Origin of the sequence: Tardiphaga sp. (assembly GCF_025356345.1) — a bacterium.
GTDB lineage: Bacteria > Pseudomonadota > Alphaproteobacteria > Rhizobiales > Xanthobacteraceae > Tardiphaga.
The window spans coordinates 1-4,527 of the sequence record NZ_JANXTC010000418.1 but is presented as its reverse complement, the minus strand read 5'-3'; the positions used below and the strand labels follow the sequence as shown (position 1 = coordinate 4,527).

Genomic DNA, 4,527 nt, shown 5'->3' with positions numbered 1-4,527 from the left:
TTCCTCGGCGATGATCGGGGCGACCGGCTTGCGGTTATGGTAGTGGATCTGCAGCCCGAAGGCGCGGGCGCGGCGCGCCACCGCCTGGCCGATGCGGCCCATGCCGATGATGCCGAGCCGCTTGCCGCCGAGCCTTCGGCCCAGCATCCAGGTCGGCGACCAGCCCGGCCAGTCCTTGCCGTCGGTGAGGATCGCGGCGCCCTCGATCAGCCGCCGCGGCACCGCGAGGATCAGCCCCATGGTCATGTCGGCGGTGTCTTCGGTCAGCACTTTCGGCGTGTTGGTGACGGTGATGCCGCGGGCATGCGCCGCGATCACGTCGATATTGTCGACGCCATTGCCGAAATTGGCGATCAGCCGCAGTTTGCAGTCGGGCTGTTCGAGCAGTTCCCTGGTGATCTCGTCGGTGACGGTCGGCACCAGCACGTCGGCGGTGCGCACGGCTTCCGCGAGTTGCTCCGGCGACAGCGGCGCGTCATCGAGATTGATGCGGGCGTCGAACAATTCGCGCATCCGCGTCTCGATCGAATCCGGCAGCCGGCGGGTGACGACAACCAGAGGTTTTTTCTTGACTGACATGTCCTGCTCACTTGCGCTTTAGCGAAACTGTTCAGCCCGTATTAACCCGGTTGATCAAAACTGCGGCGATCGTGCGATCGCACCGTTTCCCCGGGTTCCCCGACGCTTTTTGGCGCCATTGGCCTTTGGTCCTCTCTAGCAGAAGGCCAAGCCAAAACAAGAACCCCGGCAGCGGCGTGAAGTGGCGTGAGTAGATTAGTCGGGGTTGGGTGGATGGCGTTCAGGCGTGTGTTGGAGGTGGCATGGTGCGCGGCTGCGATGCTGGCATCGGTGCAGCCCGGGTTGGCCGCCCGGGATACGTCCAAGGACGTGCAGCTTGGCGCCTCCGGCCTGCCGGTGCCGCGCTATGTCAGCCTGAAGTCCGACCACGTCAATGTCCGCGCCGGCCCGACCAAGGACAATGATGTCGCCTGGGTCTACACCAAGAGCGGGTTGCCGGTGGAGATCACCGCCGAATATGAGAACTGGCGCCGGGTGCGCGATTCCGAGGGCGCCGAGGGCTGGGTCTATCACTCGCTATTGTCCGGCCGCCGCACCGCGGTGGTGACGATGAAGACCAAGGACGATCTCGCCGCGATCTATGACAGCGCCGATCCGAAGAGCCCGGTGGCGGCGCGGCTGCAGGCTGGCGTGGTGGCGCAGGTGAAGCGCTGCAAGGACGGCTGGTGCCGCGTCATCGGCGCCGGCTTCGATGGCTGGATCGAGCAGCAGCGGCTGTGGGGCGTCTACGCCGACGAGAAGGTGGATTGATCCGCGAACGCTGATTCTGTTTCCCCTCTCCCCTTGTGGGAGAGCGTGGATCGACCGCGAAGCGGTCGAGACGGGGGAGGGGTGCCACGGACCCAGAGCCCTGCGACTACTCCTCATCCGACGCGGACTTCGTCCGCGCCACCTTCTCCCACAAGGGGAGAAGGAAGGAAGCGCTCAGCGCTTCTTGCGCAGCCGCACGACCATGTCGATGCGGCTGATCTCGTAGCCCTCGGGCACGTCCGGCATCTTCTGCAGCACCATGTGCGGATCGGGAATGTCGACCAGCTCGTGGTTGTTCTCGAGGTAATAATGGTGATGCGCGGTCACGTTGGTATCGAAATAGGTCTTGGTGCCGTCGACGCTGACCTGACGCAGCAGGCCGGATTCGGTGAGCTGGTTCAGCGTATTGTAGACGGTGGCGAGCGATACCGGGACCTTGGCGAGGGTGGCTTCCTCGTAGAGCATTTCCGCGGTCAGATGGCGCGCGCCCTTGCCGAACAGCAGCCAGCCCAGCGCCATGCGCTGGCGGGTCGGACGCAGGCCGACCGATTGCAACATCTCGTTGACGTCATGCCATGGGCAGCCGGTCAGCGCCGGCTGGCGGCCATGGTTGATGGCCGCAACGGTGGCGGCATCATCATTCGTCTGCGCAACGCTATCGATCATATCCACGTCAGTTACCCTGCCGTTCCTGCTCAGAAAACACTGAACGAGAAAGAAGTATAGAAAGTTACAGGCCTAGATGCAAGGTTTTCGCAACTGGGAGCCATGCTCCCAGCGGTTAGCTGGCGGCGACCCGTTTCCGACGCCGAGCCGGCGAAATCCCGGCAAACCGGGGCACCGCGCCGCTTTGCCGGCTCACACGCGTGTGATAGAGACCGCCCCAACAGGCGAAATGATGGCCTGATTTTGAACGATTCCAGGTGCTCCCACCGCTCCGGCGGGCCACCTCAAGACGATGATGACGACGTGGAAAGCCAGGCATGATTCAGGACAAACGCGGCAGCTACGATTATGAGGACCTGCTGAGCTGCGGTCGCGGCGAGCTGTTTGGCCCGGGCAATGCGCAATTGCCGCTGCCGCCGATGCTGATGTTCGACCGCATCACCGAGATCAACGACCATGGCGGCGAATATGGCAAGGGCCTGATGCGCGCCGAACTCGACGTCAATCCGGACCTCTGGTTCTTCGGCTGCCATTTCAAGGGCGATCCGGTGATGCCGGGCTGCCTCGGCCTCGATGCCATGTGGCAAATGGTCGGATTCTTTTTGGGCTGGTCCGGCGGTATCGGTCCCGGCCGCGCGCTGGGCCTCGGCGAATTGAAATTCTCCGGCCAGGTGCTGCCGAACATCAAGAAGGTCGTGTACACCATCGACGTCAAGCGCGTGATGCGTTCAAAATTGTGGTTGGGTATCGCCGACGGCTCGCTTTCCGCCGATGGCGAGATTATCTATCGCGCCAAGGACCTGAAGGTCGGCCTGTTCAAGCAGGAGCCCGCCGCCGCATTGCAGCCGGGAAAATAACCTAACCCGGACGAATCGAACGGCGGCGCGTCGATGACGGCCGTCAATCATAACAACTTTATTAGAGGGCGAGACGATCATGAGGCGGGTTGTCATCACGGGGATGGGCATTGTCTCATCTATCGGAAACAACACTCAGGAAGTGCTTGCGAGCCTCCATGAGGCGAAGTCGGGCATCACGCGCGCCGACAAATACGCGGAGCTCGGTTTCCGCTCGCAGGTGCAGGGTGCGCCGACGCTGAATGCGTCGGAAATGATTGATCGCCGCGCGATGCGCTTCCTCGGCGAGGGCGCGGCGTGGAACCACGTCGCGATGGATCAGGCGATCCTGGATTCCGGACTCGAGGAATCCGATATCTCGAATGAGCGTACCGGTATCATCATGGGGTCGGGCGGACCTTCCGCGCGCACCATCGTCGAAGCCGCCGATATCACCCGCACCAAGGGTCCGAAGCGCGTCGGCCCGTTCGCGGTGCCGAAGGCGATGTCGTCGACCGCCTCCGCCACGCTCGCCACCTGGTTCAAGATCAAGGGCGTCAACTATTCGATCTCCTCGGCCTGCGCCACCTCCAATCATTGCATCGGCAATGGCTATGAGATGATCCAGTGGGGCAAGCAGGACATCGTGTTCGCCGGCGGCTGCGAGGAACTCGACTGGTCGCTGTCGGTGCTGTTCGACGCGATGGGCGCGATGTCGTCGAAATACAACGATACCCCGTCGACCGCCTCGCGGCCTTATGACGTCAGCCGCGACGGCTTTGTGATCGCCGGCGGCGCCGGCGTCGTGGTTCTGGAAGAATACGAGCACGCCAAGGCGCGCGGCGCCAAAATCTATGGCGAGATCATCGGCTATGGCGCCACCTCGGACGGCTACGACATGGTCGCCCCCTCCGGCGAGGGCGCCGAGCGCTGCATGAAGATGGCGCTGGCCACCACCGGCGGCATCAAGATCGACTACATCAATCCGCACGCCACCTCGACGCCGGCCGGCGATCCGCCGGAAATGCAGGCGATCCGCAAGGTGTTCGGCGTCGGTGACGCCTGCCCGCCGATCTCGGCGACCAAGGCGCTGACCGGCCATTCGCTCGGCGCCACCGGCGTGCAGGAGGCGATCTATTCGCTGCTGATGATGCAGAACGGCTTCATCTGCGAGAGCGGCAACATCACCGAGCTCGATCCGGTGTTTGCCGACATGCCGATCGTGCGCAAGCGCATCGATAACGCCAAGCTCGGCACCGTGCTGTCGAACTCGTTCGGCTTCGGCGGCACCAACGCGACGCTGGTGTTCAAGCGGATGGATGCGTAGTTCGCTTCTGCGCCTCCTCGCTTGCAGCGGGAGGTCGGCAGGCAGCGAATGAGGACATTGCAACAATCCGAAATGGGGTGGGCATGATTATCGAACCGCGCGTGCGAGGCTTTATCTGCACGACGGCACATCCTGTCGGCTGTGCCACGAATGTCCGCGAACAGATCGCTTATGTTCTCCGCCAGGGACCCGTTCCGGAGTGCCCCAAGCGCGTCGCCGTGCTGGGGTGTTCGACGGGTTATGGCCTCGCGAGCCGCATTGTTGCGACCTTCGCCGGGGGCGCGGACACCATCGGTGTGTCGCTGGAGCGCGAACCTACAGCGACCAGAACGGGCAGCGCCGGCTGGTACAACAACCGCGCCTTTGAGA

General features: G+C 63.3%; 5 protein-coding genes and 1 pseudogene. 4 read left to right on the top strand and 2 right to left on the bottom strand.

Features of this window, described 5'->3' with window-relative positions; all coding sequences use genetic code 11:
- Positions 1 to 579: NAD(P)-dependent oxidoreductase (locus Q0S16_RS25730; RefSeq protein ID WP_295855203.1), on the bottom strand; the 579-nt coding region annotated here is incomplete at its 3' end.
- A 213-nt stretch (positions 580 to 792) separates the two neighbouring features.
- Here Q0S16_RS25730 and Q0S16_RS25725 point away from each other — a divergent pair.
- Positions 793 to 1,329, top strand: a complete 537-nt coding sequence (locus Q0S16_RS25725) for an SH3 domain-containing protein (RefSeq protein ID WP_295855201.1) — start codon at positions 793 to 795, stop codon at positions 1,327 to 1,329.
- A gap of 174 nt (positions 1,330 to 1,503) precedes the next feature.
- Here the strand turns inward: Q0S16_RS25725 and irrA are convergent, their stop codons facing one another.
- Positions 1,504 to 1,995, bottom strand: coding sequence for an iron response transcriptional regulator IrrA (gene irrA, locus Q0S16_RS25720; RefSeq protein ID WP_295855210.1), 492 nt, complete (start codon positions 1,993 to 1,995; stop codon positions 1,504 to 1,506).
- Positions 1,996 to 2,315: 320 nt separating this feature from the next.
- On the opposite strand from irrA, the gene fabA reads away from it, so the two are divergent.
- From fabA to Q0S16_RS25705, 3 genes and pseudogenes are all read left to right on the top strand, one after another.
- Entirely contained in the window at positions 2,316 to 2,852 is a 537-nt protein-coding gene (gene fabA, locus Q0S16_RS25715; RefSeq protein ID WP_295855206.1) for a 3-hydroxyacyl-[acyl-carrier-protein] dehydratase FabA, read from the top strand.
- Between the two features lie 79 nt (positions 2,853 to 2,931).
- Complete coding sequence (gene fabB, locus Q0S16_RS25710) at positions 2,932 to 4,158, top strand: beta-ketoacyl-ACP synthase I (protein WP_295855198.1); 1,227 nt, start codon at positions 2,932 to 2,934, stop codon at positions 4,156 to 4,158.
- 83 nt (positions 4,159 to 4,241) lie between these two features.
- Positions 4,242 to 4,527, top strand: a pseudogene (locus tag Q0S16_RS25705) (bifunctional NADH-specific enoyl-ACP reductase/trans-2-enoyl-CoA reductase); the annotation flags it as partial.

Excerpts from the sequence above, each read along its gene's own strand:
- Q0S16_RS25725 (WP_295855201.1), top strand. The coding sequence starts at position 793 with ATGGCGTTCAGGCGTGTGTTGGAGGTGGCATGGTGCGCGGCTGCGATG.
- fabB (WP_295855198.1), top strand. The coding sequence starts at position 2,932 with ATGAGGCGGGTTGTCATCACGGGGATGGGCATTGTCTCATCTATCGGA.
- irrA (WP_295855210.1), bottom strand. The coding sequence starts at position 1,995 with ATGATCGATAGCGTTGCGCAGACGAATGATGATGCCGCCACCGTTGCG.